Raw genomic sequence first — 24,825 nt, 5'->3', positions numbered from 1 at the left:
CGTGAGGGAACAGGAAAATGAACAGCTTAAAACTTCTTTTCAACGCGTCGGCTGTCGTGGGGTTATGTGCCCTGAGCGGGCAGGGGTGGGCCGGGTGCAGCTTTAGGGAAACTGCCGCTACCGCCAGTGTGGTTAATATTGGCACTATCTCGGTTCCTCCGGGCGCCACAGTCGGGACGCTGCTGAAAACCGTCGATGCGCCACATGTGGGAAACAGCGTGATAACATGCACGAGCACAAGCTATATCAGGTTCCAGTATGGCTACGGTACAGGGCGCACAGCCATAACCGGGCCGGGTATTCCGGCGGGTGTGGTCAGTTCCGGGGTGGAGGGTATAGGAGTGAAAGTGACCTCCTTCTTTTATTCGTCTGCAACATTGCCTGATGTGGCGGGAACGTATCGTAATTCCTATTTGGGCGCAATTAGCTGGCCAGGTATGGCGGGGGTTAAGATAGAGTTTTACAAAACAGGAAACATCATGCCGGGTGAGCTGGCTTTCCCGCAGAATTTTGTTGAAGCCTGGGCATCAACCTCTCCAACGAGCACTGCCGCTGCACACGGTGTGCTCTACAGTACCCTGAACATATCCGGTACCCCGGAAGTGAAAGTCCCCGGTTGCGTCACCCCCAGCCTGACCGTGCCGCTGGGTAAACATTCGAAATCCGGTTTCAGCGGTGTGGGCTCCACCAGTGCGTCGACCCCCTTTACCTTTGCCATCAATAACTGCGATGCCGGGCTGAATGCGGTGAAATACACTTTTAAGCCCGCGACCGGCATTACCCTTGAAGACAGCGGGCTTGCCACCCAGCACCTGACCGTAAAAAGCGGTGCCGGCACCGCCAGCGGCATCGGGGTTCAGGTACTGTATAACAACGACACACTGGTGCCGTTCAACACCGCCATCAGCACCATGACGAGCAGCCACACTATTCCGATGAAAGCGCGCTATATCCAGACCGCGTCTGCCATCAGCGCTGGTGAAGCAAATTCCGCGCTCGAATTTACCATGACCTATCAGTAAGATATATGCCGGATAGGTGAAACCTTATTCGGCATGAATATGTCCTGTCGTCGGAATAAAAAAGTGTAATTAATGGCAACGGGCGTGTTCTGAACCATTGCCTTAATACCGCTTTTACTACAACATCCTGGTCATACACGCCACTGACCATTACCAGGGGCAGGGAAAACATTCTGATACCAAAAACGCATTTCACAACATTCCTGCCACATGTAACGCCCAACGGGGTTTTGCTAAAATCCCGGCTAATAATTTACATTCCATCGACACCCGCGCCTGTACGCTCTCCCGTCAGATTGACCTTATTTCTACGTCAGACTACAGGGAGAGGGGATGAAACGCGCATGGATATTTTTAGTTCTGTTGCTGGCAAACTACGCCCATGCCGGTATCCAGCTTGCCGCGACCCGGGTGATTTACCCGGCCGGGAAGCGCGAAGTTACCCTTGCAGTCACCAGCAAAGACCCCACCCCACGCCTGATCCAGACCTGGATTGAGAACGACGACGCGGACGCGCCTTCCGCCAGTGTGCCGTTTATCATTCTGCCCCCCATCTTCCGGCTGAACCCCGACAAAGGGCAGACGCTGCGCATTATTTACACCGGCGGCGCCGTGCCCCAGGACCGGGAATCGGTGTTCTGGCTGAACGTGCTGGAAATCCCGCCGAAGCCATCAGGCAAAGCCGACCATATCCAGCTCACCGTCCGCTCGCGCCTGAAGCTGTTTTACCGCCCGGCGGGGCTGGCGGGCTCGCCGAAAGCGGCCGTGGCGCAACTGCGCTGGCGCCTGGTCCGCGAGGGTCAGGATTATGCGCTGGCGTGCGAGAATCCGTCGGCCTTTACCGTCTCGCTGAATCATGTCGGGCTGACAGACACAGTGAAAAGTGAGGATGAACGGCAGAGCGGCATGTGCCCGGCCAGAGGGCAGCAACGCTTTGCCGTGCAGGCAACACCTGCGCAGCTGGCTGGCGGCAGGCTCTTTTTTACCACCATCGATGACTACGGCGGCCAGCATCACCATCAGGCGACCTGGCGTCGCTAAAACGCTTTCATGAGGGAATATGAAAATGAATACGTTAAAACTTCTTTGTAGCGTGTCGGCAGTCGTGGGGTTATGTGCCCTGAGCGGGCAGGGGTGGGCGGGGTGCAGTATGCTAACTGCTGCTATTAACAGTGAGGTTGCCATTGGCACACTCTCGGTTCCGTCTAATGCAACGGTCGGGACGCTGCTTAAAACTGTCAATGCGCATGGGATAAACACCGTCATACAATGTACGAGCGCAGGCTATGTCAGATTCCAGTACGGCGACGATACAGGGCGCACGGCCATCACCGGGCCGGGTATTCCGGCGGGTGTGGTCAGTACCGGGGTGCCGGGCATAGGAGTGAAAGTCATCTCTGCCTATTTGTTGCCTTACGCAACATTGCCGAATGTGTGGGGTACTTGGCGTACTTCTTCCTTGAGCACAATTAGCTGGCCTGGTTTAACGAATGTGGGCGTTAAGATCTTGTTTTACAAGACGGGAGATATCACTCCGGGCGAACTGTCATTTCCGCGTAATTTTGTTGAGATGTGGGCATCAACTTCACCGACGAGTACCTCAGCCGCAGACGCGGTGCTCTACAGTACCCTGAACATATCCGATAACCCGGAAGTGAAAGTCCCCGGTTGCGTCACCCCCAGCCTGACCGTACCGCTGGGCAAACATGCGAAATCCGGTTTCAGCGGTGTGGGCTCCACCAGCGCGTCGACCCCCTTTACCTTTGCCATCAACAACTGCGATGCCGGGCTGAATGCGGTGAAATACACTTTTAAGCCCGCGACCGGCATTACCCTTGAAGACAGCGGGCTTGCCACCCAGCACCTGACCGTAAAAAGCGGCCCCGGCACCGCCAGCGGCATCGGGGTTCAGGTACTGTATAACAACGACACCCTGGTACCGTTCAATACCGCCATCAGCACCATGACGAGCAGCCACACTATTCCGATGAAAGCGCGCTATATCCAGACCGCGTCTGCCATCAGCGCTGGTGAAGCAAATTCCGCGCTCGAATTTACCATGACCTATCAGTAGTGCCTGCTTGCACCCCTTTGCCGGATAAGTGACAGGCACTCCGGCAAGGGGTAGGGGCCGTAAACCTACTTGTTTTCTATCACTGCCTTTTGTGCCACCACCGCCGCCTTTTGCTGCATCCGGTTTTGCATCTGGTCGATGATGACCGCCACGATAATCACGATACCTTTAATCACCATCTGCCAGAATTCGCTCACGCCCATCATCACCAGACCGTCGGCGAGGAAGCCGATAACGAAGGCCCCTATCAGGGTACCCAGCACCGTACCGCGCCCGCCTGCCAGCGAGGTGCCGCCAAGCACCACGGCGGCGATGGCGTTCATTTCAAAGGCGGTGCCGTTAGCCGGGTGGCTTGCCAGCAACTGCGCGGATACCACGATCCCGGCCAGTGCGGCACAGAACCCGGAGATGGTGTAGACCCAGATTTTGACCTGTTTGACCTTCACGCCGGAGAGCTCTGCCGCACGCTCGTTATCGCCGATGGCGTAAACGTGGCGGCCAAAAGGCAGGCGACGAGCAACATAGGCAATCACCACCGCCAGCACAATCATCAGCCAGATAGCCCAAGGAATGCCTAACAGGGTGCCCGCGCCAATCTCATCAAAGCCGGTATTACCCAGTAACGGATTGCCGGAAAGCCCCGGGAAGGTCTGTCCGTCGGAGGTGAGCATGGCGGCGCCACGCAGCACGTACATGGTACCGAGTGTGCAGATAAAGGGCGCGACATTATAGCGGGTGATGATCCAGCCATTCACCGCGCCGATGAAGCCGCCAATCAATAACACCAGGGGCACAATCACCCACACGCTGGGGAAAATGGCGATGCCAAACATCGGCAGCACAATGCCTTTGGTGATCATCCAGCCGGCGATCATCCCGCACAGGCCGAGCGTTGCGCCGATGGACAGGTCGATCCCGGCAGTGATGATGACAAACGTAATGCCCAGCGCCAGGAAGGCGTTGATAGCAATATGTTTAATCATGATCACCAGGCTCCCCGTTGACAGGAAGCCGGGCACCGTGGCGGTAAAGAAGCCAACAATCAGGAACAGCGCAATAAAAGTTCGCAGCTTCAATAGCAGAAGCAGAATGCTTTCGCGTGACAGCGATGCGCTTGTGCGCGGGGCCACTGCCACAGATTGTGTTGTTTTCATATCAGAACCCCTGAGCACTTGCCGTTACCAGCGCCGATTCTTCGGCCCGATCGCGCACGATATCGGCGGTGAGTTTGCCGCCGGACATCACCAGAATGCGGTCAGATACCGCCATGATTTCTTTCAGATCGGAGGTGGAAAAGACCACTGCGATCCCCTGTTCGGAGAGCTGCACCATCATGCGGAAGACGTCGGCTTTCGCCCCCACGTCAATGCCGCGTGTCGGTTCATCCAGAAACAGAACTTTCGGGTTGGTCAACAGCGAGCGGCCAATCACCACCTTCTGCTGGTTACCGCCGCTTAGCGCCTGAATTTCAACGTCCGGCGTCGAGACTTTAATCGACAGGTTACCAATGGTGCTGGCTACCACCGCCTGCTCCTCTTTTTGCGAAATGGTGATCCCACGCTGTAACCGCCGCCACAGGCTGGCGATGGTCAGATTGGTCGCCACCGACGATATCGGGAAGATACCGGTACGTTTGCGGTCTTCCGGTACCAGGCTCATCCCCATGCGGATGCGATCCGCCGTGGCCAGCCGCTGTGGCACGGGTTTACTGTCGAGCCATAATTTGCCCAGATAGTTGCGTTCGGTACCGAGCATGCATTCGAACAGCTCCGTCCTTCCCGCGCCCATCAGACCGTAAATGCCGACAATTTCGCCGCTGTGCACCTTAAAACTCACATCGTCCACCACCGCATTGCCCGCGCTGTTCACGCAGGTGATGTGCTCTGCTTCCAGCACCGGTGCGCCAAAGGTGCGTCCCGGTTTCAGAAAATTACTGACCGGATCGCTGCCGAGCATTTCGCGGACGATCCACGGCACGTCGATGTCGCAGACTTTCGCTTCAGCCTGAAACTTGCCGTCGCGCAAAATGGTGATCACATCACCAATCGCCATTAACTCTTCCAGGCGATGCGAAATATAGATAATCGACACCCCCTGGCGGGTCAGTTCACGGATCACGCGAAAGAGGATTTCCACTTCCGTTTTACTCAGTGCCGACGTGGGTTCGTCGAGGATCAAAATGTCCGCGTCTTCTGCCAGCGCTTTGGCTATCTCCACCAGTTGCTGCTGGCCTACTTTCAGATTTCCCACCAGTTCTTTGGGAGAAATAGGCTGGTCGAGGCGCTTTAACAGCTCCGCCGTTCGTTTTTCCTGTTCGGCTTCGTCGATAGGGGCAATCCCTTTTTGTAGCTCGCGTCCCAGGAAAATGTTCTCGGCCACATTGAGGTTTTCAAACAGATTCAGCTCCTGGTGCACCATGCCGATACCTAAGGCGGCAGCGGCGCGGGTGCTGGAAATGTGTACCGGTTTACCGTTCAGTTCGATTTCACCCAGGCTCGGTTGCTGCACACCGGCAAGAATTTTCATCAGGGTGGATTTCCCTGCGCCATTCTCACCGATGATCACGTTCACTTTGCCGCGCCAGACGTTGTAATCCACATTGTCCAGCGCCACGGTGCCGGGAAAGAGCATCGACACCCCACGCGTGCGCAGGATAATGTCATCCACAGGTACATCGCTCATTACTGTGCCTCCTGTTTCAACTCCAGTGCTGCGGCCTGGGTTGCCTTACCGCCAGTCAATGTGACGGCCATCAGTACGGTGGCCTGTTTGCCCGCCCAACTGTCATCAATTTTGGGTAGGTGTTTTATCGCTTCACGGTTGTAAGCCCGCGATAACTGCGCAAACTGAACCTGGTTGGTAAAGTCTTCAAATTTAAAACCGGTGGCGTCGCGAATGGCGTTGCCCTGAATAACCGGCCCCGTCTGCACTTCCAGCGGCTGCCCGTTGAAGATTATGACCAGCTTTTGTTCGCGCTCATTGCTGAGATCAACACGTTCAACCCGGCTTGTCAGTTGCACAAAAACACTCTGGGGTTGGCTGCTTGATGCCTTCATTTGTGTGGTGAGTGTGGTGGCGTCCAACGCATGCTTGTGAGCGGCGTCAATGACGCGTTCTTGCCATGTTTGTTGCGCGATCTGCTGTGGGGTCATGTTGTCGAAGCTGGCTTTCGCATTCGGATCGGCAGGCATTATCGGCTTGCCGTTTTCATCAAGATCCACCACCGTGCAGGCCGTCAGCAACAGGGTGGTGCACCCTATGAATGCAGCACCCCATTGTTTTAACGACATAACATCTCCGCTGTTACTTGCTCAGGTTGAACATTTTCAGTTTGCTGGCGTTGCTTTCGTCGATCAGCATGCAGTCCATCAACTGTTTCTCTTCTTTCTGGGCTTTGCCGTTTTTCAGGTAGTAATCGGCTTGTTCGACCGCCATTTGCGCTTGTTGCCAGCCAGGCTGCAACACGGTGGCTTTGATGTTGCCTTTGTTAATGATGGAGTCACGCACGTAGTCACTGCCGTCAAAGCCCACCACAATGACATTCGTTTTTCCGGCGGCTTTCAGCGCGGCTTCAGCGCCCAGCGCCATGGTGTCATTCCCGGAGATAACGCCCACGATGTCCGGGTTGGTTTGCAAAATGGCTTCCATACGGGTGAAGGCTTCGGTCTGGCTCCAGTTCGCGGTCTGTTGCGCCACCATTTTCATATCCGGGAAATCATCCAGCACATCGTGGTAGCCCTGCGAGCGGACGCTGGCGTTGGTGTCAGACTGACGACCTAACAGTTCGACATACTTGCCTTTACCGTCCAGCAATTTGGCGAATTTTTGCGCGCCAAGCTGTGCGCCCTGGTAGTTGTTAGAGACGATTTGCGCCACAGCAATACCGGTTTTGTTGATTTCCCTGTCAATCAGGAATGTCGGTACCCCTGCGGCTTTGGCTTTTTCCAGTGGGCCAACCGTAGCGTCAGCCCCGGCGTTATCCAGGATGATCGCTTTGGCTTTGCGGGCGATGGCCGTTTCGATCAACTGGTTCTGTTTATTAACGTCATCATCATGGGAAGCCACGAGGGTGGTGTAGCCAAGTTCTTTAGCTTTTGCCGCCGCGCCGTCCGCTTCCGCTTTAAAAAAGGGGTTGTCGTGTGAGGGGGTAATAATGGCGATCAGGCCGTTATCGGCGGCAAACAGCGAGCCGGATGCGGCGATCAGGGAAGCCAGTACAGCAGATTTCAGTAGGGTCGTTTTCATCTTTTTCTCCACATTGAATATATATTCAATAATGATTTATTATTCAAGTTAACGATAAAACGGCAATCGCGAACTGTCTATCGTTTGTGCAGCAAATTTCTTAAAAGGAGAAAACGATCACGATCCTGAGGGGAGGCCGGATGCCAGAGTGATGACCTGATTTGCATGCATAATCCATGGGATATCGACGCACATGCCTGCATATTGTTGGTTAAATTGCTCAGTTATGCGCAGGGTGAGTGAGCGGTCATTGAGTGCGATAAGCTGCGCGCTGTGAAAGCCGGGAAAGGGGAGAGCGATGGCGGAAAACGCTTTGAAAAGACTCTCTTTTGCTGAAAAGGTAAGCGTTAACCCCTGTTCAAAAGGAAGCGAGGCACGCTGTAGTAATGCGTATTCTTCGGCATTGACGAGGCTTTCGGCGATCTCTTTACTCAGTTGAGAAGAGAATACGCTCTCAATATCCACGCCGACATAAGCAGATGAGACAACGGCGACAGCGGTCTGCCCGGTATGGCTGATGCTGCCGTGAAGCCTGGAGGGCCAGCGCGGTTCACCGCCAGGAGCGATACCGGGCACGGCCTGATGACCATACTCGCGCAGGGCATGCACGGCGGCAATTCGCCCAGCCAGATGTTCGCTTTTACGCTTACGTCCGGCGTGGGCAACCTCAGCATAGTGGGGCAGCCATAAAAGGTCGCGCTCTGCAAAGGTGGCGGGGTCGAAGGTGATGAGATGGACCGGGTGGGAATCGAGGGTTAGCGTGGAGTGAACGGTGTGCATATGTCGCCTTACGCCCGCCCTCTCCCCGCAGGGAGAGGGAAGGTTGGTGCTTAAAAGTGGGTATTGATACCCATATACCAGGTACGGCCCGATTCGTTATACGTATTGGCGCCTGCGCCATACATATAGCCGGTCGTTCCGCCGGTTGTCTGGGCATTCCCCATACGCCAGTGACGTTTATCAAACACGTTGTCGACGCCTGCGGTCAGGCTCACGTACTTGTTCACATCCCAGGTGCCGCTCAGGCCAACGATGCTGTACGGGCTGACTTCGTCCTTCGCAGAACCGGTAACCGGATTACCCTGGTAGTCATATTTCTTCGGCTGTTGTTTGCCGTACCAGGTGAAAGTGGACTGCACGGAAACATCCTGCACAACCTGCCAGCTCAGCGTTGAGTTGAGGGTATATTCAGGGATGATCGACAGGCGTTCACCGGTGGTTTTGTTCTTACTTTGCAGCATGTACGTGACATTGTTGCTCAGGGTCAACGCGTCGGTGACTGGAATGTTCAGCGTCCCTTCCAGACCTTCAACGACTGCCTTAGGTACGTTTTCCCACTGATAGATATCGGTTTTGGTGCTGCCGACTTTGGTCTGGCTTAACGGTGAATAGCCCGCTTCAATCTTGTTGCGGTAGTCGTTGCGGAACCAGGTCACGCCCGCCAGCCAGCCTTCATGTTTGAACTCCAGACCAATCTCTTTGTTGATGCTGGTTTCGGCTTTCAGGTCGTCGTTACCCATCATGTAGCAGCCCACGCCGGTCCCACTGGCGTAACAGCCCTGACCCTTACTGTAGAGAATGTAGTTCGGGTTCGTCTGGTAGAGGCTTGGTGCTTTATAGGCACGGGCGATCCCCATTTTCAGGGTAAAGTCATCGCCCAGGCCTTGTGACAGGTTCAGCGACGGGCTCCAGTTATTGCCGACTACCGTATGGTGATCGAAACGCAGACCCGGCGTCAGCATGGTGGTGTCGGTCACTTCCATATTGTCTTCGGCGAAGACAGAGAAGATTTCCGCGCTGGAGTAAGGGCTACGGCCCGTGCTGGCGAAACCGGCAATTGGGCCACCTTGCAACGCCTGGGTGTTGGACGCCATGTCCTTCATACGCTGCTGGTTCCATTCGGTGCCCACCGTCAGGTTCTGGTTGATAAGCCACTCAAACGGTACGCTGGCTTCGCTGTGCAGCATCACGTCTGCCAGATCGATATCAGCGAACTTATCGCTGTTGAACAGACCTTCCAGCCCGCCGGCCAGCCCTTCGCCAAGGCGCGAGTTGCGGGTATGTTCATACTGCGCCCAGTTATTGGTGGTGACGCCGTTATCCCAGGCACCCGTCCAGTTGATGGAATAGTTCTGGCGATAGAGACGGTTGGTCTCTTTGCCGTAGTTTTCCTTCACATAGTTGTTGGTACTGCTGTCATTGTTGGTGTTCTGGGTGTCGCCCGCGTACAGGTTCCCCTGGCGGCTGTAACCGGCCTGAAACTCCAGCGCTTGCTGCGGCGCGAAATCCCAACGCACCACGCCGTTAATATCTTTGTTCTCCACCCCTTCACGCCCTGCGGCCATAGTGTTGGCGTAGATACCGGTTCGCTGCGACTGGTGATCCTGGTTGATATCCCAGGCATCGGCCTGCGTTTTATTCAGGTTACCGTACAGACGGAAGCTGAAATCGCCGCCCAGCGGGCCGTTCAGGCTAAAGTCGGTACGTTTGGTCGCGCCTTCGTCTTTGTGTTCCGGCGCGTTGAAATAGCTGTTCCAGGAACCGTGCCAGGCCTGGTCAGTCGGTTTTTTGGTAATGATATTCACCACGCCGCCTGCGGCACCGTTGCCATAACGCGCGGCGGCCGGGCCACGAATAACCTCAATACGCTCGATCATCTCTGCCGGTACCCAACTGGTATCGCCACGGGTATCGCGCTCGCCGCGCCAGCCCTGACGCACGGAGTTGCGGCTGGTGACCGGTTTTCCGTCGACCAGGATCAGGGTATTTTCCGGCCCCATACCACGGATATCGATCTGGCGGTTGTTACCACGTTGACCACTGGTGGAGTTCCCCGTCAGGTTAACGCCGGGCATGGTGCGGATAATTTCGGAAACGTCACGGGCGGGTGGGTTTTTACGAATCTCATCAGCGGTGATGGTAGACACCCCCGGCGCCTGCAAATTCTGCTGCGCGGCGGTCACTACCATGGTGTCATCATGGCTGTCTGTGTCACTGGTCGTCGTCTCTGCCGCGAAAGCCGGCAAAGCAGCGCCGTAAATCCCCAGATTGACCAATAAGGTCAGGGAACGAATGTTATTTTTCATTGTTTTTCCTGCTTTTTTTGCCGCATTCCCGGTAGTTCCTTTTCCCAGCGGGTAAGGAATACGGCATGCCATTGCCATTCATTTGCAAAGGGGCTCATCCTGAGAAAACCGCAAACGAGGGCATTGTGATAATGAAAGACGCGCTCGCCAAAGCGCGACAATACGCTATTGCAAATGCAAATAGTTATCAATAATATTATCAATATTTCTTAATCTGCAAGCAAAAGTTTCCACAGATAAAATGAGGTTATGGCGTTGACGTCGATAGCGGGAAGCGAGGCCTGGTGGCAAACAAAAGAGGGACCAGAGTGGCGTCTGGAGAGCGAAGGCAAGTATGAGGTTACCTTCTGGTGGCGTGACCCGGCGGGTACAGAAACCACCTCGCGGATCCAACGTGTCTGGATTTATATCACGGGTGTTACCGACCATCATCAACAGGCGACGCCGCAATCACTGGCTCGCATACCCGGAACGGATGTCTGGTACTGGCAAACGCGACTGGAATCAGGCTGGCGCGGAAGCTATTGCCTGATCCCCTCCGACCATGCTGACGACTTCTCACCGCAGGTTCTTACCCAGACTCCTCCGGACCGCGCGGCGCTGCGCGAAGGCTGGCGCAAGCTGCTGCCACGCGCCATTGCCGATCCGCTTAATTCCCATTGCTGGCGTGGCGGGCGAGGCCATCCCGTGTCGCCGCTGGCGATGCCAGGCGCACCGCCTCAGCCAGGCTGGGATCTGCCCGCTACGCCATACACTCCGGCGACAGAGATGACATGGCACAGCCATCGCCTGAATAACCAGCGCCGCGTATGGGTGTATGCCACCGGTGATGACCACAGCGCTGAGCGTCCGCTGGCGATACTGCTTGATGGCCAGTTCTGGGCTGAAAGCATGCCTGTCTGGCCTGCGCTGGCGGCCCTGACTGCGCAGGGGTTGTTGCCGCCTGCGGTCTATGTGCTTATCGATGTGATTGATATGGCCCACCGCAGCCAGGAACTGCCCTGTAATCCTGATTTCTGGCTGGCGGTTCAGCAGGAGTTATTGCCGCACGTGCGTGCAATAACCCCTTTTAGTGATGATGCTGGTCGCACGGTGGTGGCCGGACAAAGTTTTGGCGGTTTGTCATCGTTGTATGCCGCCTTGAACTGGCCGCAGCGTTTTGGCTGCGTGTTGAGCCAGTCGGGCTCCTTCTGGTGGCCAACGCGCGACGGGCAGCAAGATGGTCTGATCATCGAACAACTCAAACGCGGCGAACTCACGGCGCAAGGGTTGCGCATTGTGCTGGAAGCTGGCGTGCGCGAGCCGCTCATTTTTCGGGCCAATCAGGCCCTGTATGCCCAATTACAACATCCACAGCAGACGGTTTTCTGGCGTCAGGTTGACGGCGGACATGATGCGCTTTGCTGGCGCGGCGGGCTGACCGAAGGGCTTATGACCCTCTGGCAACCGCTGACTCGCGCCGGGCGATAAGCGCAATTTACGACAGGAGCCAGGTATGGAATTCAGCAATCCCTTCGATAATCCGCAAGGGCAATTTTATATTCTGCAAAATGCGCAGCAGCAATTCAGCCTGTGGCCACAGCCGTGCGCATTACCGCAAGGCTGGCGCGTAGTTTGCCAGCCCGCCTCGCAGGAGGTATGTAACGAGTGGCTTAAAGCCCACTGGCAGACGTTAACCCCGGCGCACCACGCCAGCTAAGGAGATGTGAATGACCGCACGTTTACCCCTCGTGGCGGCGCAGCCTGGGATCTGGATGGCAGAAAAACTCTCCACCCTGCCCAACGCCTGGAGCGTGGCCCACTATGTTGAACTGGACGGCGAACTGGACGCGCCGTTGCTGGCTCAGGCCATCGTAGAAGGTCTGGCGCAGGCCGACACCCTGCGTATGCGCTTTACGGAAGACAACGGCGAGGTCTGGCAGCATGTGGATGATAAAGGCGTATTTGCCCTGCCGCAGTGCATTGATGTTCGCCATCACGCCGACCCGAACGCGAGCGCGCTGACGTTAATGCAGGCCGATCTGGCGCAGGAACTTCGCGTGGACAGCGGTAAGCCTCTGTTCTGTCACCAGTTGATTCAGGTTGCTGACCAGCGCTGGTACTGGTATCAGCGTTATCACCATTTGCTGGTAGATGGCTTTAGTTTCCCTGCCATTACCCGCCAGATAGCCGCTATTTACCGTGCGATGCGCGCAGGCAAGGCGATGCCTCCGACACCGTTTACTCCCTTTGCAGAGGTGGTGGAGGAGTATCAGCGCTATCAGCAGAGCGACGCCTGGCAGCGAGACAAAGCCTTCTGGGCGGAGCAAAAACGCTTACTACCCGCACCGGTTTCCCTGTCGCCTGCACCGCTACCGGGCCGCGCGGCGACGATCGATATCCTGCGCCTGAAAATGTCTCTGGACAGCGCTGCATTCCGTCGCCTGACCCAGGCCGCGAGCGCGTGCCAGCCCTCCGACCTGGCCTTAGCGCTGGTGGCATTGTGGTTAGGGCGGCTCTGCGGGCGGCTCGATTATGCCGCCGGGTTTATTTTTATGCGCCGTATGGGCTCAGCGGCACTGACCGCGACCGGGCCGGTGCTCAATGTGCTGCCGCTTGGTGTACACATCGACGAGACGCAAACCCTGGCTGAACTGGCCAACGCGCTTGCCGGGCAACTGAAAAAGATGCGCCGCCATCAGCGCTATGACGCTGAGCAAATCCTGCGTGATGCGGGACGTGCGACCGGAGATGAGCCGCTCTTTGGCCCGGTCTTTAACGTTAAAATGTTTGATTACCTGTTGGACGTTGACGGGATTGCCGGGCAAACCCACACCCTGGCGACGGGGCCGGTCAACGATCTGGAGATTGCGCTCTTCCCGGATGAAGAGGGCGGCCTGACGCTGGACGTGCTGGCTAACCGCAGCCGCTACGATGAAAGTGTGCTCAATAACCATGTCGCCCGTTTGCACAGCCTGCTGAGCCAGTTTGCCGCAAATCCGACGCTGCGCTGCGGCGAGGCGCAATTGATCGCGCCGGCTGAGTGGCAGCGAATCGAAAATATCAACGATACCGGCATGATGTTGCCCGCGACCACTCTCAGCCAACTGGTGGCAGAGCAGGCGGCGCGAACGCCGGATGCCCCTGCGCTCGCCGATGCGCACTGGCAGTTTAGTTACCGGGAGATGCGCGAGCAGGTGGTGGCGCTGGCGCAGCTTCTGCGTGAGCGTGGCGTGAAGCCCGGTGACAGCGTTGCTGTCGCGCTACCGCGCTCCGTGTTCCTGACGCTGGCGCTGCATGGCATTGTTGAGGCCGGAGCTGCCTGGCTGCCGCTGGATACCGGCTATCCGGACGAACGGCTGCGCATGATGCTGGAAGATTCCCGGCCGCGCCTGCTCATCACTTCGGATGACCAGCTTGCGCGTTTTAGCGATCTGCCTGACCTGACTCACCTTTGCTACACCGCGCCGCTTACGGTGACAGACGGTGAACCTCTGGCGCTGTCCCGCCCGCACCACACTGCCTATATCATCTTTACCTCCGGGTCTACCGGGCGTCCGAAAGGGGTGATGGTCGGGCAGACGGCTATCGTTAACCGTCTGCTGTGGATGCAAAACCACTATCCGCTGGACGCACAGGATGTGGTGGCGCAAAAGACACCGTGCAGTTTTGATGTCTCCGTGTGGGAGTTCTGGTGGCCGTTTATTGCGGGTGCGCAACTGGTGATGGCGGAGCCGGATGCACACCGTGATCCGCAGGCATTGCAGCGCTTTTTCGCCCACTTTGGCGTGACCACCACGCACTTTGTCCCGTCCATGCTGGCGGCGTTTGTTTCATCCCTGACGCCAGAAACGGCGCAGGAAAGTTGTCGCACGTTAAACAAGGTGTTTTGCAGCGGCGAAGCGCTTCCGGCGGCTTTATGTCGCGAATGGGAACAACTGACCGGTGCGCCTTTGCATAACCTTTACGGACCTACCGAGGCTGCCGTCGATGTGAGCTGGTATCCGGCCTTCGGCGAAGAACTGGCGGCGGTGAAGGGCAACAGCGTGCCGATTGGTTACCCTGTGTGGAATACCGGGTTGCGCATTCTGGACGGCATGATGCAGCCGGTACCGCCGGGGGTGGCGGGGGATCTGTATCTGACCGGTATTCAACTGGCGCAAGGCTATTTGGGACGGCCGGATCTGACCGCCAGCCGCTTTATTGCCGACCCGTTTGCGCCCGGCGAACGGATGTACCGCACTGGCGATGTGGCGCAGTGGCTGGAGAACGGCGCGGTGGAATATCTGGGACGCAGCGACGACCAGCTCAAGATTCGTGGCCAACGTATTGAACTGGGCGAGATAGACAAAGCGCTGCAGACGCTGACGGATGTCGCGCAGGGCGTCGCCCATGCCTGTGTATTGAATCAGGCGGCAGCAGGCAATGGCGATGCGCGCCAGTTGGTGGGCTATGTGGTCTCAGAGAGCGGCCTGCCGCTGGATCTCACCGCGCTACGCGAGCAACTGAGTACGCAGCTACCGCCGCATATGGTACCGGTGGTGCTCCTGCAATTAAGCGAACTTCCGCTGAGCGCCAACGGCAAGCTCGACAGAAAAGCGCTACCGCTGCCTGAGCCCGCGCGTAAGCAGGCCGGACGGGCGCTGAATCCTGGTGCTGAAACACAGATCGCACAGGCTTTTTCCGCGCTGCTTGGCTGCGAGATTCAGCACGCGCAGGCCGATTTCTTTGCCCTTGGCGGCCACTCTTTGCTGGCGATGCGCCTGGCTGCACAACTGAGCCAGACGTTTGAGCGCCCGGTGACGCCCGGGCAGGTTATGGTGGCTTCAACCGTTGAGAAACTGGCGGCCCTGCTGACGCAGGCGCAGGCCGACAGCCAGCTTGGTCTTGAAACCCTTTTGCCGTTGCGTGACGGCGACGGCCCCGTTTTGTTCTGTTTCCATCCGGCTTCCGGCTTCGCCTGGCAGTTCAGCGTACTGGCGCGCTATCTCTCGCCGCGCTGGGGGATTATTGGCATCCAGTCACCGCGCCCTGAGGGGCCGATGCAGCAGGCCGCCACTCTGGATGAGGTATGCGAGCATCACCTTGCGACCCTGCTGGCGCGGCAGCCGCACGGCCCTTATCACTTGTTGGGTTATTCGCTGGGGGGAACGCTGGCGCAGGGGATTGCTGCCCGCTTACAGGCGCGTGGGGAAACGGTGGCATTTTTAGGGCTGCTCGATACCTGGCCGCCGGAGACACAGAACTGGGCGGAGAAAGAGGCTAACGGGCTGGATCCGGCCGTGCTGGCGGAAATTGAGCGCGAGCGGCAGGCCTTCCTGGCGGCGCAAAAGGGGCAGGCGTCGACGGAACTCTTCGCCGCTATTGAAGGCAACTATGGCGATGCGGTACGTCTGCTGACCACGGCGCATAGCGTGAAGTTTGACGGTAAAGCAACGCTGTTTGTCGCTGAACGCACGCTGGCATCGGGGATGGATCCACAAAAAGCCTGGGCGCCATGGGTAGGGGAGCTGGAGGTTTATCGCCAGGATTGCGCCCACGTGGATATCATTTCACCTCAGGCGTTTGAGGCGATTGGTCCGGTTATCAGAGAGATTCTGGCATAGTGAAGTTGCCCCCGGACTTTGTCGTCCAGGGGGCCTTTCAGGGACGAAGATGATCGCCCTGGTGGCGCTGCTGCATAAGCGCAATGACCGCGCTAATCACCTGATCTTTGATTACCTTTCCCCCTGGGCAGTCTTTATGGGTTGTTTCGGGATCTTCCTTATGAAGTTTCATTGTGTGCGGATCAATGCCTAATACTGCAGATAAGGTCGCAATGGCAGCGACCGTATTTTGTTGCACCAGAAGCCCGCGGCCAGAATGAAAGTCATCCTGATTATAGTCACCCAGCATCTCAATCCCGATAGCCAGTTTATTGTAGGAGGGCGAATGAACGCCGGATAAAGTTAGTGGACAAAAAACCCAAATCTGTTTGTCATCGATAAAAAGATGAGGGCCAGCGGACCAGTGCATCGTGTTTTTATAATAGTCTTCGAGATTTTCAATATGCGTATGTGTAAAACCTTCTGAGCGCTGTGCCAGCGTGGGGTTGGCGGTATTGTGTAATACAATGAATGAAGGACGCCATTGTGTCCAGTGCAGTGAGTGGCAATAATTATCAAAGCCGTCTTTGTCGAAATTTAATCCGACAATACCTTTCCAGTTGTTCATCATTGACTCGCTTGTTTATTGTCATGGTTTTTGAATTGGTTGTTGAGTTCATTGGATATTCGATCAAGAACATCAGGCACTAATCGCTCGGAAAAACCACTGAGTATTGATATAAATAATATTTTAGCGATATCCTTTGCATCTCTTAAGTTTGGGGTTAAATATAAATCACCAATGTTAGGCTGTGTGAGAATTACAGGTTCTTTAAATACAGGTAGAAAGCTAATGCCAAAAATGACTATGCCTTTGTCTGCGGGAATAAATCGTAATAATAAATAGATTATGAAGGGAGCGAAAGTTCCTAATAAAATTGATAGATAGATACCTCGCTTTCCCTGGTAAATCTTCAATAATATCGCCTCTCGATCGGCTCCATCAATCGGTGCTTCCGCCATCGACTGTATTCGATTGACTGTGCTTATAATTGCACCAAGATAGCCAGCGCATGCCATGCCCACGAGTAATGATAGTTGCAAATCCCCTTGATAATTGAGGCAGTAATAACTGGATAATAAAGTGATAAATGCCAGGAAAAATAACATGATAATAAAGTTGGTTTTCATTTCGTGAACAAAATATTCTCTATCATTAATAAAGAAATAATATTTTTGCAGATAGTTGTAAAGCGTTCTTAATCTATTTCTTTGTTCTTCTGCTTCATTTTTTATCGAAGTATCCTCATCTAGTATTTTAATCTTATCTTGAGATTCATTAGGTAATGCTTTAATGTATCTGTCTTTTGTTTCCATATAAAGTGAGGGAAGCAATCTGTCAGGATATAATTGAATGAGCTCCTGCTCGATAGAAAATATTTCATTAATGGTTAAGTTTTTTGCGTTTAAACGAGCTTTAATTAAGCTAAAACGATCTGGAGGATTGTTTGAAACAGGTGTGGATTGTGTGGATTCAATAATGTTTGTGAGTTGTTCTATGTGAAATTTAAGATAATTTATAAGCTGGCTTTCAGATGATAGACGATATATCATAATATTCTCCAGGCAAATGGATATGCTGAGTGTGAGTGAAAATATATTAATCAGAAAGTATTGCTTTAATTGTGTCAGGGCTTAATTACGTTTTTTTATATAAATATCATTCCATGAAATGAATGCAAAGGAAATACCAGAAAGACACGAGAATGCGCCTTAGATGTTAATGCAGCAAACTGCTGTTGAATGAATTATAATCAGTCTCGCTTCGCTAGTGAGATTCGCAGAGTGATCTCCATCACACTATTAATTTTTGTCCCTATAAAAAGTGTCTATATTCTCAGCGCTGCTGAAAAACAGTTTTCTATTCTTTATATGTCACTTAAAACTGGCATTACCTACTGCGGAATCATGTTTTTAACCCGGAAGGGTCGTTAACTGGTGTAAGCGTGGTTAACGGCCCTCACACATACAGAGAAGGATAATGGCTTCCCTGTACAGGCAATGGGCGATCAACATTCGGTTATTTTCCGCGTCCCCCCAGCGGCACCACCAGCGGCGTACCGGCGACCGGGTCTTCAATGATCATACAGCGCAAACCGTATACCGCTTCGATTAGCTCCGCTGTAACGATCTCTTTCGGTGCGCCTTGCGCCACAATCTTGCCGTCTCGCAGGGCAATCAAATACGTCGCATAGCGACAGGCCTGATTCAAATCATGCAGCACCGCCGCCAGCGTATACCCCTGCTCGCGGTTTAATTCACTGAGCAACTCCAGCAGGTCTATCTGGTAGCTGATATCAAGCCAGGTGGTCGGCTCATCAAGCAGCATTATGGATGTCTCTTGCGCCAGCACCATCGCTATCCACGCGCGCTGACGCTGCCCGCCTGACAGCGTGTCCACGCTCTGCAAGGCCAGCGTATCGACGCCCGTCGCACGCATCGCGCGGGTGACCGCCTGTTCATCTTCCTGACGCCAGCGGGTAAACAGCGGCTGGTGCGGATAACGGCCACGGGCAACCAGCTCCTGCACGGTGATATCGCCTGGCGTGGTGGCATTCTGCGCCAGCAGCCCGACACGACGCGCCACCTCTTTGCTGGCAAAACGCTGGATCTGCTCGCCGTCCAGATACACGTGACCTTTCTCCGGCGTCATCAGCCGGCTCAGGGTGCGCAGCAGTGTCGATTTGCCGCAGCCGTTTGGCCCAATAATCGCCGTGAAGTGTCCATCGGGAATGGAGACATTCAGATCTCTGGCGATAATTTTTTTACCGTAGCCCAGGGTCAACTGCTCGCCTCGCAAACGGGCTTGAGTATCGATCATTTCTTGCGGGACTCCTGAATTAACAAGGCGATAAGGTAGATACCGCCGATGCTGACGGTGACAACGCCCACCGGCAGCTGATAAGGGATAAATGCCCGCTGTGCGCAAATGTCTGCTGCCAGCAGGATCAGGGCGCCGCAGAGCGCTGATTGTGTCAGACCCCAGCGCGCGGTGGCGCTGATGCGCCGGGCAATGTGCGGCGCGACGAGCGCGATAAACGAAATAGGCCCGGCAAGCGCGGTGGCAGAGGCGGTCAGCACGACAGCCACCAGCATCAGCAACAGGCGCGAACGCTCAACGCTCACCCCAAGAGCACAAGCGCTGTCATCCCCCATCTCCAGCAGTCGCATACGGCGGGAAAGCAATGCCGCGCCAATAAACATCAGCAAAATAAAGGGGACTGACGGGAAAGTTTTTGCCCAGGTCAGGCCGTTGAGCGACCCTGCATTCCACAGCCCGGCGCTGAGGGATGTCTCCAGGGAGGCCTGTAATATCAACCAGGTATTAAAGGCCATCAGCATCGCCCGCACGCCAATGCCGACGATAATCAAGCGGAAGGTTTCAATGCCGTTACGCCATGCCAGCGCCCAGACGATGAACGAGGTCAAAATGCCGCCCGTCATGGCGGCGAGTGTAATCGCCGTCAGATGCTGACCAAAAAGCACCATCGCCACCAGTACGCCGCTCCATGCCCCCGTGTTAAAGCCCATCACATCCGGGCTGCCTAACGGGTTACGCATAAGCGACTGGAAAATCGCGCCGCTGACGCCCAGCGCGGCACCGATCAGCAGCGCCATCAGTACGCGGGGCAGTCGCCATTCGATGACCACAAGCTGCAGGGCGTGCGGGGCACTTCCGGTAAGCGCATTGATAACCTGGCGGCTATCGAGCATAACCGCGCCGCTACGCAGACCCCAGAGGGCAAAGGCCAGGCTTGCCAGCAACATCAACAGACAACTGATGATCAGGCGACGGGACGGGGCAATCACAGGCTACCTCCGCGCGCGCGGCGAACCAGAATAATCAGAACCGGCGCGCCAATAAACGCGCTGACCACCGAGACGCGCAGTTCTCCGGGCACCAGAATGCGGCCAAGGATATCGGCGAACAGAAGCAGGACAGGGGTGGCGATAAGCGTAACCGGCAGCGACCAGCGATGATCGGCCCCCACCAGCCAGCGCGAAAGGTGGGGCATCATCAGGCCGATAAAGGCGATGGGGCCGACCACCGCCGTCGCACTTGCGCAAAGTAGGGTAATCGCAAGCAGTCCTGAAAGCTGCGTCCGCGCCACTTTGCTGCCAAGGGCGGTAGCGGTATCGCTGCCAAGACTCAGGCTATTGAGCGCCCGACTGGACATCAGCGCCACGCCCGCCGCCAACAGTACCGGCAGCAGGACAATTTTCAGCGTTTGCAGGGTGCGAATATCCAGCGACCCGGCCTGCCAGAAACGCAACTGATCGTAAACGTCGGCATTGAGTAAAGAAATACCGCTGGAAAGGCCTTCCAGCACGGCGGCCAGCGCCACGCCTGCCAGCGTCAGTCGCACCGGGCTAAGTTGCCCGCCGCCCTGGCTGCCGGTGAAGGCCACAATGAGTGAGGCAACCAGCGCACCACAAAAGGCCAGCGTCAGTTGTTCGACGGGGGAGGCGGCGCCAAAAAGGGCGGCTCCCAACACAATGGCAAAGCTGGCACCGGCATTGACGCCCAGCAGGCCCGGGTCCGCCAGCGGGTTGCGGGTGAGGGTTTGCATCAACGCCCCCGCCAGACCCAGCGCGCCGCCTGCGAGTAACCCGGCAAGGGTGCGTGGCAGGCGTGCGTCGCGAATAATGGTGCAGTCTGCGCTCTGGCAGGCACCTGTCAGTGCATCAACGATCACGCTGGCGGGCATCGCTTTTGCACCGATCAACATACTCAGCGTCATTGCCAGCATGAGCAGTATCACGAGCCCGACGAGCGTGAGTATTCGCCGCGGGAAATGAGGAGACGACATAATCCATTCCTGACTTGATAATGATAGTAATTATCGTTATCGATATTGTTTGACTATGTTACCATGCACGCCCCGCAATGGATAAAAAAAGATTGCCCCAAGGCGTTGTAATGAAAAAACAATCCCGGCTGCTCAATGTCAGCCTCCTGAAAACGCATCCGGCCTTTCGCGCCGTGTTTTTGGCCCGTTTTATCTCCATCTTGTCGCTGGGTTTGCTGGGCGTTGCCGTACCGGTACAGATTCAGGCGATGACCGGTTCAAGCTGGCAGGTGGGGCTCTCCGTTACCCTGACCGGCGGTGCGATGTTCGTGGGTCTGATGACCGGCGGCGTGCTGGCCGACCGTTACGAACGCAAGAAATTGATTCTGCTGGCGCGCGGTACCTGCGGCATTGGTTTTATCGGCCTGTGGATTAATGCGCTGCTGCCGGAACCGTCTCTGCTGGCGATTTATTTACTCGGCTTGTGGGATGGCTTCTTCGCGTCACTGGGCGTGACCGCGTTACTGGCGGCGACCCCGGCGCTGGTGGGGCGTGAAAATTTGATGCAGGCCGGGGCGATCACCATGCTGACGGTGCGTCTGGGCTCGGTGATTTCCCCGATGTGCGGTGGTCTGTTGCTGGCAACGGGCGGGGTGGCCTGGAACTACGGGCTGGCGGCTGCAGGAACGTTTATCACCCTGTTGCCGTTGTTGAGTTTGCCTGCGTTACCACCGCCGCCACAACCGCGTGAACACCCGTTCTCTTCGCTGGTGGCGGGGATTCGCTTTTTGTTTAACAGCCCGCTGATTGGCGGTATTGCGCTGTTGGGAGCCTTGTTGACCATGGCCAGCGCCGTGCGCGTGCTCTATCCCGCACTGGCCGTTGAGTGGCGCATCTCGGCGGCGCAAATTGGCGTGCTGTATGCGGCCATCCCGCTTGGCGCAGCGATCGGGGCGTTAACCAGCGGACGGCTGGCGCAACATCCGCGTCCGGGTCTGTTGATGTTGTGCTGTAGCGTGGGGGCGTTTGTCGCTATTGGCTTATTCAGCCTGATGCCGTACTGGGTATTAGGCGCGGCGTTTCTGGCCCTGTTTGGCTGGCTGAGTGCGATCAGTTCACTGCTGCAGTACACGCTGATTCAGACGCAAACGCCGGAAGCGATGCTGGGGCGTATTAACGGTCTGTGGACGGCGCAAAACGTTACCGGTGATGCGACTGGCGCGGCGGTGCTGGGTGGGCTTGGGGCCGTGATGACGCCAGCGACGTCGGCGAGCAGCAGTGGTTTTGTGCTGGCGCTGGTGGGGGTGGCGCTGGTACTGATGCTGAGCGAGCTGCGCAGATTTCGTCAGACGCCGATGGTGGTCCCGGATGGCGGCGCAAGCGCCTGATCCGGGCTACGTAAGGTAGCCCGGCTAAGCGAAGCGCCAGCCGGGAATGTTTATGCCAAATCGTTCGAAGCATAGTGGTTTCCCCGGATGGCGGCGCAAGCGCCTGATCCGGGCCACGTAAGGTAGCCCGGCTACGCGAAGCGCCAGCCGGGAATGTTTATGCCAAATCGTTAGAGGTATTGTGGTTTCCCCGGATGGCGGCGCAAGCGCCTGATCCGGGCTACGTAAGGTAGCCCGGCTAAGCGAAGCGCCAGCCGGGAATGTGTATCAGCCAAACAGTGCTGACAGTCGCGCTAACACTCGCGTCGCACTGTAGTAATCGAGACGGAACGTTTCGGCGCCCAGCGCATAAACCCTCTTGTTTTGCACCGCGCTCAGATGGGCAAGCAGCGGATTGGCATTCAGCGCGTCAGCATCCTTCTGATCGCTGGCGAACAGGAAGAGCGCTTCGCCGTTCAGACCGGCTGCCAGATTTTCACCGCCAAGTTGCACGATGTCGTGGCGTTTACCCTGACTTTGCAGCGTCTGCAGCCCTTCCGGCAGCGTGGCGAGGGTGAACCCCAGCTCCTGCATCAGCTTGCCCTGGGCAGAATCGGTGGTCCACAGGTTCGCACTGTGCGCCGCAGGGGTATAAACCAGCGCGTTAACCGGCTGCGGCGGCAGTGTTATGTGCGCTTTAACCTCGGCCATCTGCTTATCAAACTCAGCAATACGGGCTGCGGCCTGTTTTTCCTGGCCGGTGATTTCACCCAGCTGGGTCAGCAGAGCCTGCCAGCTTTTATCGTCGTAATTGATGACCAGGGTCGGCGCAATCGTCGAAAGCTGATCGTAAAGAGATAACGCTGAGTCACCCCCGGTCGCGCTGATGAGAATCAGATCTGGCATTTGGGCGGCAACGGCTTCGGCGTTAGGTTCGCCAATATAAATACGTGCGACGTTGCGCGATTTGGCTACCTCGCCCCACTGGCGCAAAAAGCCCTGATCGTCGGCGAATCGGTTGTTCGGCGTTGTGGCGCCGCTGGCGATAACCGGGGCATCGATAGCCAGCAGTGAACCCGTCAGCGTCACGCTGGTGGAGACAATACGCAGCGGTTTGTGGTCAAGCGTGTGGCTGCCTTTGCTGTCAGCCACCTGACGCGGCCAGTCGGCGGCGTTTACTGCGGAAAGTCCGAAAATAAAAATACCCAATATCATAAAGGCCTGATGGCAAAGGGAAGGGAGTCTCACGAAGTCACATCCTGTATTTGTTGAAGTTAATGCTTCTCATTTTCATCATTGCGCGCAATGGATGCAAGCGTTAGTCGCAAGGGAGGTGAGTACGCCAGTTGACATGCCAGGGCTTTACCTTTAGGTTACTGAACCAAAATTCAAATGATAATCATTCGTAATATTTTTATCATTTTTGGAGGATGATATGGATACGTCACTGGCTGAGGAAGTCCAACAGGTTGCGAAAACGCTGGCATCTGACCAGTTCTTTTTTATGTCGCCATTCCGTAGCTTCACCACATCGGGTTGTTTTGCCCGTATCAGTGAACCGGCTGTGGATGGAGAAAGCCCGGATAGCGCGTTCCAGCAGAAACTGGCGCAGGCTTTTGCCGATGCTAAAGCACAGGGCATCGCCAGTCCGGTTGTTGTAGGGGCCATCCCTTTTGATACCACCCAACCGTCTGAACTCTTTATTCCCGTTTCGTGGCAGACCTTTTCGCGCCCGTCTAAGCAGCGCTCCTCCCGTTATTTCTCCGGGCACGATACCCCCGGTGTCGCAAGGCGTACGGAGATTCCGCCGCAGGATGTTTTTATGGATATGGTTTCCCGGGGAGCCGCGCTGACCGCCACGCCAGAGGTGGACAAAATTGTTCTTTCGCGCCTGATTGATATCGCCACCGATGGGCCACTCGACAGCGGCGTGCTGCTGGAACGCCTGATTGCCCAGAACCCGGCAAGTTTTAACTTCCATGTTCCGCTGGCGGAGGGGGCGGTTCTGCTGGGGGCAAGCCCGGAACTGTTGCTGCGTAAAGAGGGCGAACAATTTAGCTCCCTGCCGCTTGCCGGGTCGGCGCGACGTCAGCCGGATGACATGCTGGATCGCGAAGCGGGCATCAGACTGCTGGCCTCGGAAAAAGACCGTCATGAACATGAACTGGTCGCCCAGGCGATGAAAGCCGTGCTGGCGTCGCGCAGCCGTGCGCTGAGTATGCCGGACTCCCCACAACTGGTGACCACCCCAACGCTGTGGCATCTGGCGACGCCGATTGAAGGACGCGCGCGAGCGGATGAGAACGCCCTGACGCTGGCCTGTCTGTTACATCCCACGCCAGCGCTGAGCGGTTTCCCTCATCAGGCGGCGAAAAAACTGATTGCCGGGCTTGAGCCGTTCGATCGCGAGTTATTTGGCGGCATTGTCGGCTGGTGCGACGCCGAAGGTAACGGCGAGTGGGTCGTGACTATCCGCTGCGCGCGTATTCAGGAAAACCGTGTTCGATTATTTGCCGGTGCGGGTATTGTGCCGGCATCGTCTCCTGCAGCGGAGTGGCGGGAAACCGGCGTCAAGCTGTCCACCATGCTTAACGTTTTTGGCCTGCATTAAGGAGTG

General features: G+C 56.2%; 20 protein-coding genes. 8 read left to right on the top strand and 12 right to left on the bottom strand.

The window, feature by feature from the left end; genetic code table 11:
* Nucleotides 1–17 precede the first annotated feature (17 nt).
* The 3 genes from L2097_RS12555 to L2097_RS12545 all read left to right on the top strand — a co-directional run bounded on the left by L2097_RS12555 (nt 18) and on the right by L2097_RS12545 (nt 3,096).
* Entirely contained in the window at nt 18–1,022 is a 1,005-nt protein-coding gene (locus tag L2097_RS12555; protein WP_250352924.1) for a fimbrial protein, read from the top strand.
* A gap of 333 nt (nt 1,023–1,355) precedes the next feature.
* Nucleotides 1,356–2,063 carry a fimbrial biogenesis chaperone gene (locus tag L2097_RS12550; protein ID WP_250352923.1) on the top strand — a complete coding sequence of 236 codons (708 nt, stop codon included), beginning with the start codon at nt 1,356–1,358 and terminating at the stop codon, nt 2,061–2,063.
* A 109-nt stretch (nt 2,064–2,172) separates the two neighbouring features.
* The gene (locus L2097_RS12545) at nt 2,173–3,096 is read left to right on the top strand and encodes a fimbrial protein (RefSeq protein ID WP_250352922.1); all 924 of its coding nucleotides are present in this window, start codon (nt 2,173–2,175) and stop codon (nt 3,094–3,096) included.
* Between the two features lie 65 nt (nt 3,097–3,161).
* Here the strand turns inward: L2097_RS12545 and L2097_RS12540 are convergent, their stop codons facing one another.
* The 6 genes from L2097_RS12540 to L2097_RS12515 all read right to left on the bottom strand — a co-directional run bounded on the left by L2097_RS12540 (nt 3,162) and on the right by L2097_RS12515 (nt 10,427).
* A complete protein-coding gene (locus tag L2097_RS12540; RefSeq protein ID WP_250352921.1) occupies nt 3,162–4,250 on the bottom strand; it encodes an ABC transporter permease in 1,089 nt (362 codons plus the stop codon).
* Nucleotide 4,251: 1 nt separating this feature from the next.
* Nucleotides 4,252–5,778, bottom strand: coding sequence for a sugar ABC transporter ATP-binding protein (locus L2097_RS12535; RefSeq protein ID WP_250352920.1), 1,527 nt, complete (start codon nt 5,776–5,778; stop codon nt 4,252–4,254).
* Complete coding sequence (locus L2097_RS12530) at nt 5,778–6,386, bottom strand: DUF2291 family protein (protein ID WP_250352919.1); 609 nt, start codon at nt 6,384–6,386, stop codon at nt 5,778–5,780. Before L2097_RS12530 ends, L2097_RS12535 begins: the two co-directional genes overlap by 1 nt.
* 13 nt (nt 6,387–6,399) lie before the next feature.
* Nucleotides 6,400–7,341 carry a D-ribose ABC transporter substrate-binding protein gene (locus tag L2097_RS12525; RefSeq protein ID WP_047371344.1) on the bottom strand — a complete coding sequence of 314 codons (942 nt, stop codon included), beginning with the start codon at nt 7,339–7,341 and terminating at the stop codon, nt 6,400–6,402.
* Between the two features lie 117 nt (nt 7,342–7,458).
* A complete protein-coding gene (gene entD / locus L2097_RS12520; RefSeq protein WP_250352918.1) occupies nt 7,459–8,121 on the bottom strand; it encodes an enterobactin synthase subunit EntD in 663 nt (220 codons plus the stop codon).
* A gap of 50 nt (nt 8,122–8,171) precedes the next feature.
* Nucleotides 8,172–10,427 (bottom strand): TonB-dependent siderophore receptor, encoded by a 2,256-nt coding sequence (locus L2097_RS12515; protein WP_250352917.1) that lies wholly within the window; start codon nt 10,425–10,427, stop codon nt 8,172–8,174.
* A 249-nt stretch (nt 10,428–10,676) separates the two neighbouring features.
* Here L2097_RS12515 and fes point away from each other — a divergent pair, with 249 nt between their 5' ends.
* From fes to entF, 3 genes are read left to right on the top strand one after another with little or no spacing between them, the layout of a single operon-like run.
* Nucleotides 10,677–11,897, top strand: coding sequence for an enterochelin esterase (gene fes, locus L2097_RS12510; RefSeq protein WP_250352916.1), 1,221 nt, complete (start codon nt 10,677–10,679; stop codon nt 11,895–11,897).
* Nucleotides 11,898–11,922: 25 nt separating this feature from the next.
* A complete protein-coding gene (locus tag L2097_RS12505; RefSeq protein ID WP_047371340.1) occupies nt 11,923–12,126 on the top strand; it encodes an MbtH family protein in 204 nt (67 codons plus the stop codon).
* Nucleotides 12,127–12,136: 10 nt separating this feature from the next.
* Complete coding sequence (gene entF, locus L2097_RS12500) at nt 12,137–16,012, top strand: enterobactin non-ribosomal peptide synthetase EntF (protein ID WP_250352915.1); 3,876 nt, start codon at nt 12,137–12,139, stop codon at nt 16,010–16,012.
* Between the two features lie 37 nt (nt 16,013–16,049).
* Here the strand turns inward: entF and L2097_RS12495 are convergent, their stop codons facing one another.
* The 5 genes from L2097_RS12495 to fepD form a co-directional block, all read right to left on the bottom strand.
* On the bottom strand, nt 16,050–16,622 hold the full coding sequence (locus L2097_RS12495; protein ID WP_047371338.1) for a peptidoglycan recognition protein family protein: 573 nt from the start codon (nt 16,620–16,622) through the stop codon (nt 16,050–16,052).
* Nucleotides 16,619–17,605: a hypothetical protein gene (locus L2097_RS12490; protein ID WP_250352914.1), complete on the bottom strand. Its 987-nt coding sequence runs from the start codon at nt 17,603–17,605 to the stop codon at nt 16,619–16,621. The genes L2097_RS12495 and L2097_RS12490 overlap by 4 nt, the downstream gene beginning before the upstream one ends.
* 466 nt (nt 17,606–18,071) lie before the next feature.
* Nucleotides 18,072–18,872: an iron-enterobactin ABC transporter ATP-binding protein gene (gene fepC / locus L2097_RS12485; RefSeq protein ID WP_250352913.1), complete on the bottom strand. Its 801-nt coding sequence runs from the start codon at nt 18,870–18,872 to the stop codon at nt 18,072–18,074.
* Entirely contained in the window at nt 18,869–19,819 is a 951-nt protein-coding gene (gene fepG, locus L2097_RS12480) for an iron-enterobactin ABC transporter permease (protein ID WP_284454014.1), read from the bottom strand. Before fepG ends, fepC begins: the two co-directional genes overlap by 4 nt.
* A 38-nt stretch (nt 19,820–19,857) precedes the next feature.
* Nucleotides 19,858–20,862: a Fe(3+)-siderophore ABC transporter permease gene (fepD, locus tag L2097_RS12475; protein WP_250352912.1), complete on the bottom strand. Its 1,005-nt coding sequence runs from the start codon at nt 20,860–20,862 to the stop codon at nt 19,858–19,860.
* A 110-nt stretch (nt 20,863–20,972) separates the two neighbouring features.
* Between fepD and entS the strand changes: the two genes are divergently transcribed.
* Nucleotides 20,973–22,229 carry an enterobactin transporter EntS gene (gene entS, locus L2097_RS12470; RefSeq protein ID WP_250352911.1) on the top strand — a complete coding sequence of 419 codons (1,257 nt, stop codon included), beginning with the start codon at nt 20,973–20,975 and terminating at the stop codon, nt 22,227–22,229.
* 267 nt (nt 22,230–22,496) lie between these two features.
* Here the strand turns inward: entS and fepB are convergent, their stop codons facing one another.
* Nucleotides 22,497–23,423 (bottom strand): Fe2+-enterobactin ABC transporter substrate-binding protein, encoded by a 927-nt coding sequence (gene fepB / locus L2097_RS12465; protein ID WP_250353166.1) that lies wholly within the window; start codon nt 23,421–23,423, stop codon nt 22,497–22,499.
* 220 nt (nt 23,424–23,643) lie between these two features.
* Here fepB and entC point away from each other — a divergent pair, with 220 nt between their 5' ends.
* The gene (entC, locus tag L2097_RS12460; protein ID WP_047371331.1) at nt 23,644–24,819 is read left to right on the top strand and encodes an isochorismate synthase EntC; all 1,176 of its coding nucleotides are present in this window, start codon (nt 23,644–23,646) and stop codon (nt 24,817–24,819) included.
* Nucleotides 24,820–24,825: the final 6 nt, after the last annotated feature.

Origin of the sequence: Citrobacter sp. MNAZ 1397 (genome assembly GCF_023613995.1) — a bacterium.
In the GTDB taxonomy this organism is placed as follows: Bacteria; Pseudomonadota; Gammaproteobacteria; order Enterobacterales; family Enterobacteriaceae; genus Phytobacter; species Phytobacter ursingii.
This window is presented reverse-complemented; position numbering and strand designations above follow the sequence as displayed.

Coding starts and splice junctions, on each gene's coding strand:
- L2097_RS12555 (WP_250352924.1), top strand. CDS start 18: ATGAACAGCTTAAAACTTCTTTTCAACGCGTCGGCTGTCGTGGGGTTA.
- L2097_RS12550 (WP_250352923.1), top strand. CDS start 1,356: ATGAAACGCGCATGGATATTTTTAGTTCTGTTGCTGGCAAACTACGCC.
- L2097_RS12545 (WP_250352922.1), top strand. CDS start 2,173: ATGCTAACTGCTGCTATTAACAGTGAGGTTGCCATTGGCACACTCTCG.
- L2097_RS12540 (WP_250352921.1), bottom strand. CDS start 4,250: ATGAAAACAACACAATCTGTGGCAGTGGCCCCGCGCACAAGCGCATCG.
- L2097_RS12535 (WP_250352920.1), bottom strand. CDS start 5,778: ATGAGCGATGTACCTGTGGATGACATTATCCTGCGCACGCGTGGGGTG.
- L2097_RS12530 (WP_250352919.1), bottom strand. CDS start 6,386: ATGTCGTTAAAACAATGGGGTGCTGCATTCATAGGGTGCACCACCCTG.
- L2097_RS12525 (WP_047371344.1), bottom strand. CDS start 7,341: ATGAAAACGACCCTACTGAAATCTGCTGTACTGGCTTCCCTGATCGCC.
- entD (WP_250352918.1), bottom strand. CDS start 8,121: ATGCACACCGTTCACTCCACGCTAACCCTCGATTCCCACCCGGTCCAT.
- L2097_RS12515 (WP_250352917.1), bottom strand. CDS start 10,427: ATGAAAAATAACATTCGTTCCCTGACCTTATTGGTCAATCTGGGGATT.
- fes (WP_250352916.1), top strand. CDS start 10,677: ATGGCGTTGACGTCGATAGCGGGAAGCGAGGCCTGGTGGCAAACAAAA.
- L2097_RS12505 (WP_047371340.1), top strand. CDS start 11,923: ATGGAATTCAGCAATCCCTTCGATAATCCGCAAGGGCAATTTTATATT.
- entF (WP_250352915.1), top strand. CDS start 12,137: ATGACCGCACGTTTACCCCTCGTGGCGGCGCAGCCTGGGATCTGGATG.
- L2097_RS12495 (WP_047371338.1), bottom strand. CDS start 16,622: ATGATGAACAACTGGAAAGGTATTGTCGGATTAAATTTCGACAAAGAC.
- L2097_RS12490 (WP_250352914.1), bottom strand. CDS start 17,605: ATGATATATCGTCTATCATCTGAAAGCCAGCTTATAAATTATCTTAAA.
- fepC (WP_250352913.1), bottom strand. CDS start 18,872: ATGATCGATACTCAAGCCCGTTTGCGAGGCGAGCAGTTGACCCTGGGC.
- fepG (WP_284454014.1), bottom strand. CDS start 19,819: ATGTTGCTGGCAAGCCTGGCCTTTGCCCTCTGGGGTCTGCGTAGCGGC.
- fepD (WP_250352912.1), bottom strand. CDS start 20,862: ATGTCGTCTCCTCATTTCCCGCGGCGAATACTCACGCTCGTCGGGCTC.
- entS (WP_250352911.1), top strand. CDS start 20,973: ATGAAAAAACAATCCCGGCTGCTCAATGTCAGCCTCCTGAAAACGCAT.
- fepB (WP_250353166.1), bottom strand. CDS start 23,423: ATGATATTGGGTATTTTTATTTTCGGACTTTCCGCAGTAAACGCCGCC.
- entC (WP_047371331.1), top strand. CDS start 23,644: ATGGATACGTCACTGGCTGAGGAAGTCCAACAGGTTGCGAAAACGCTG.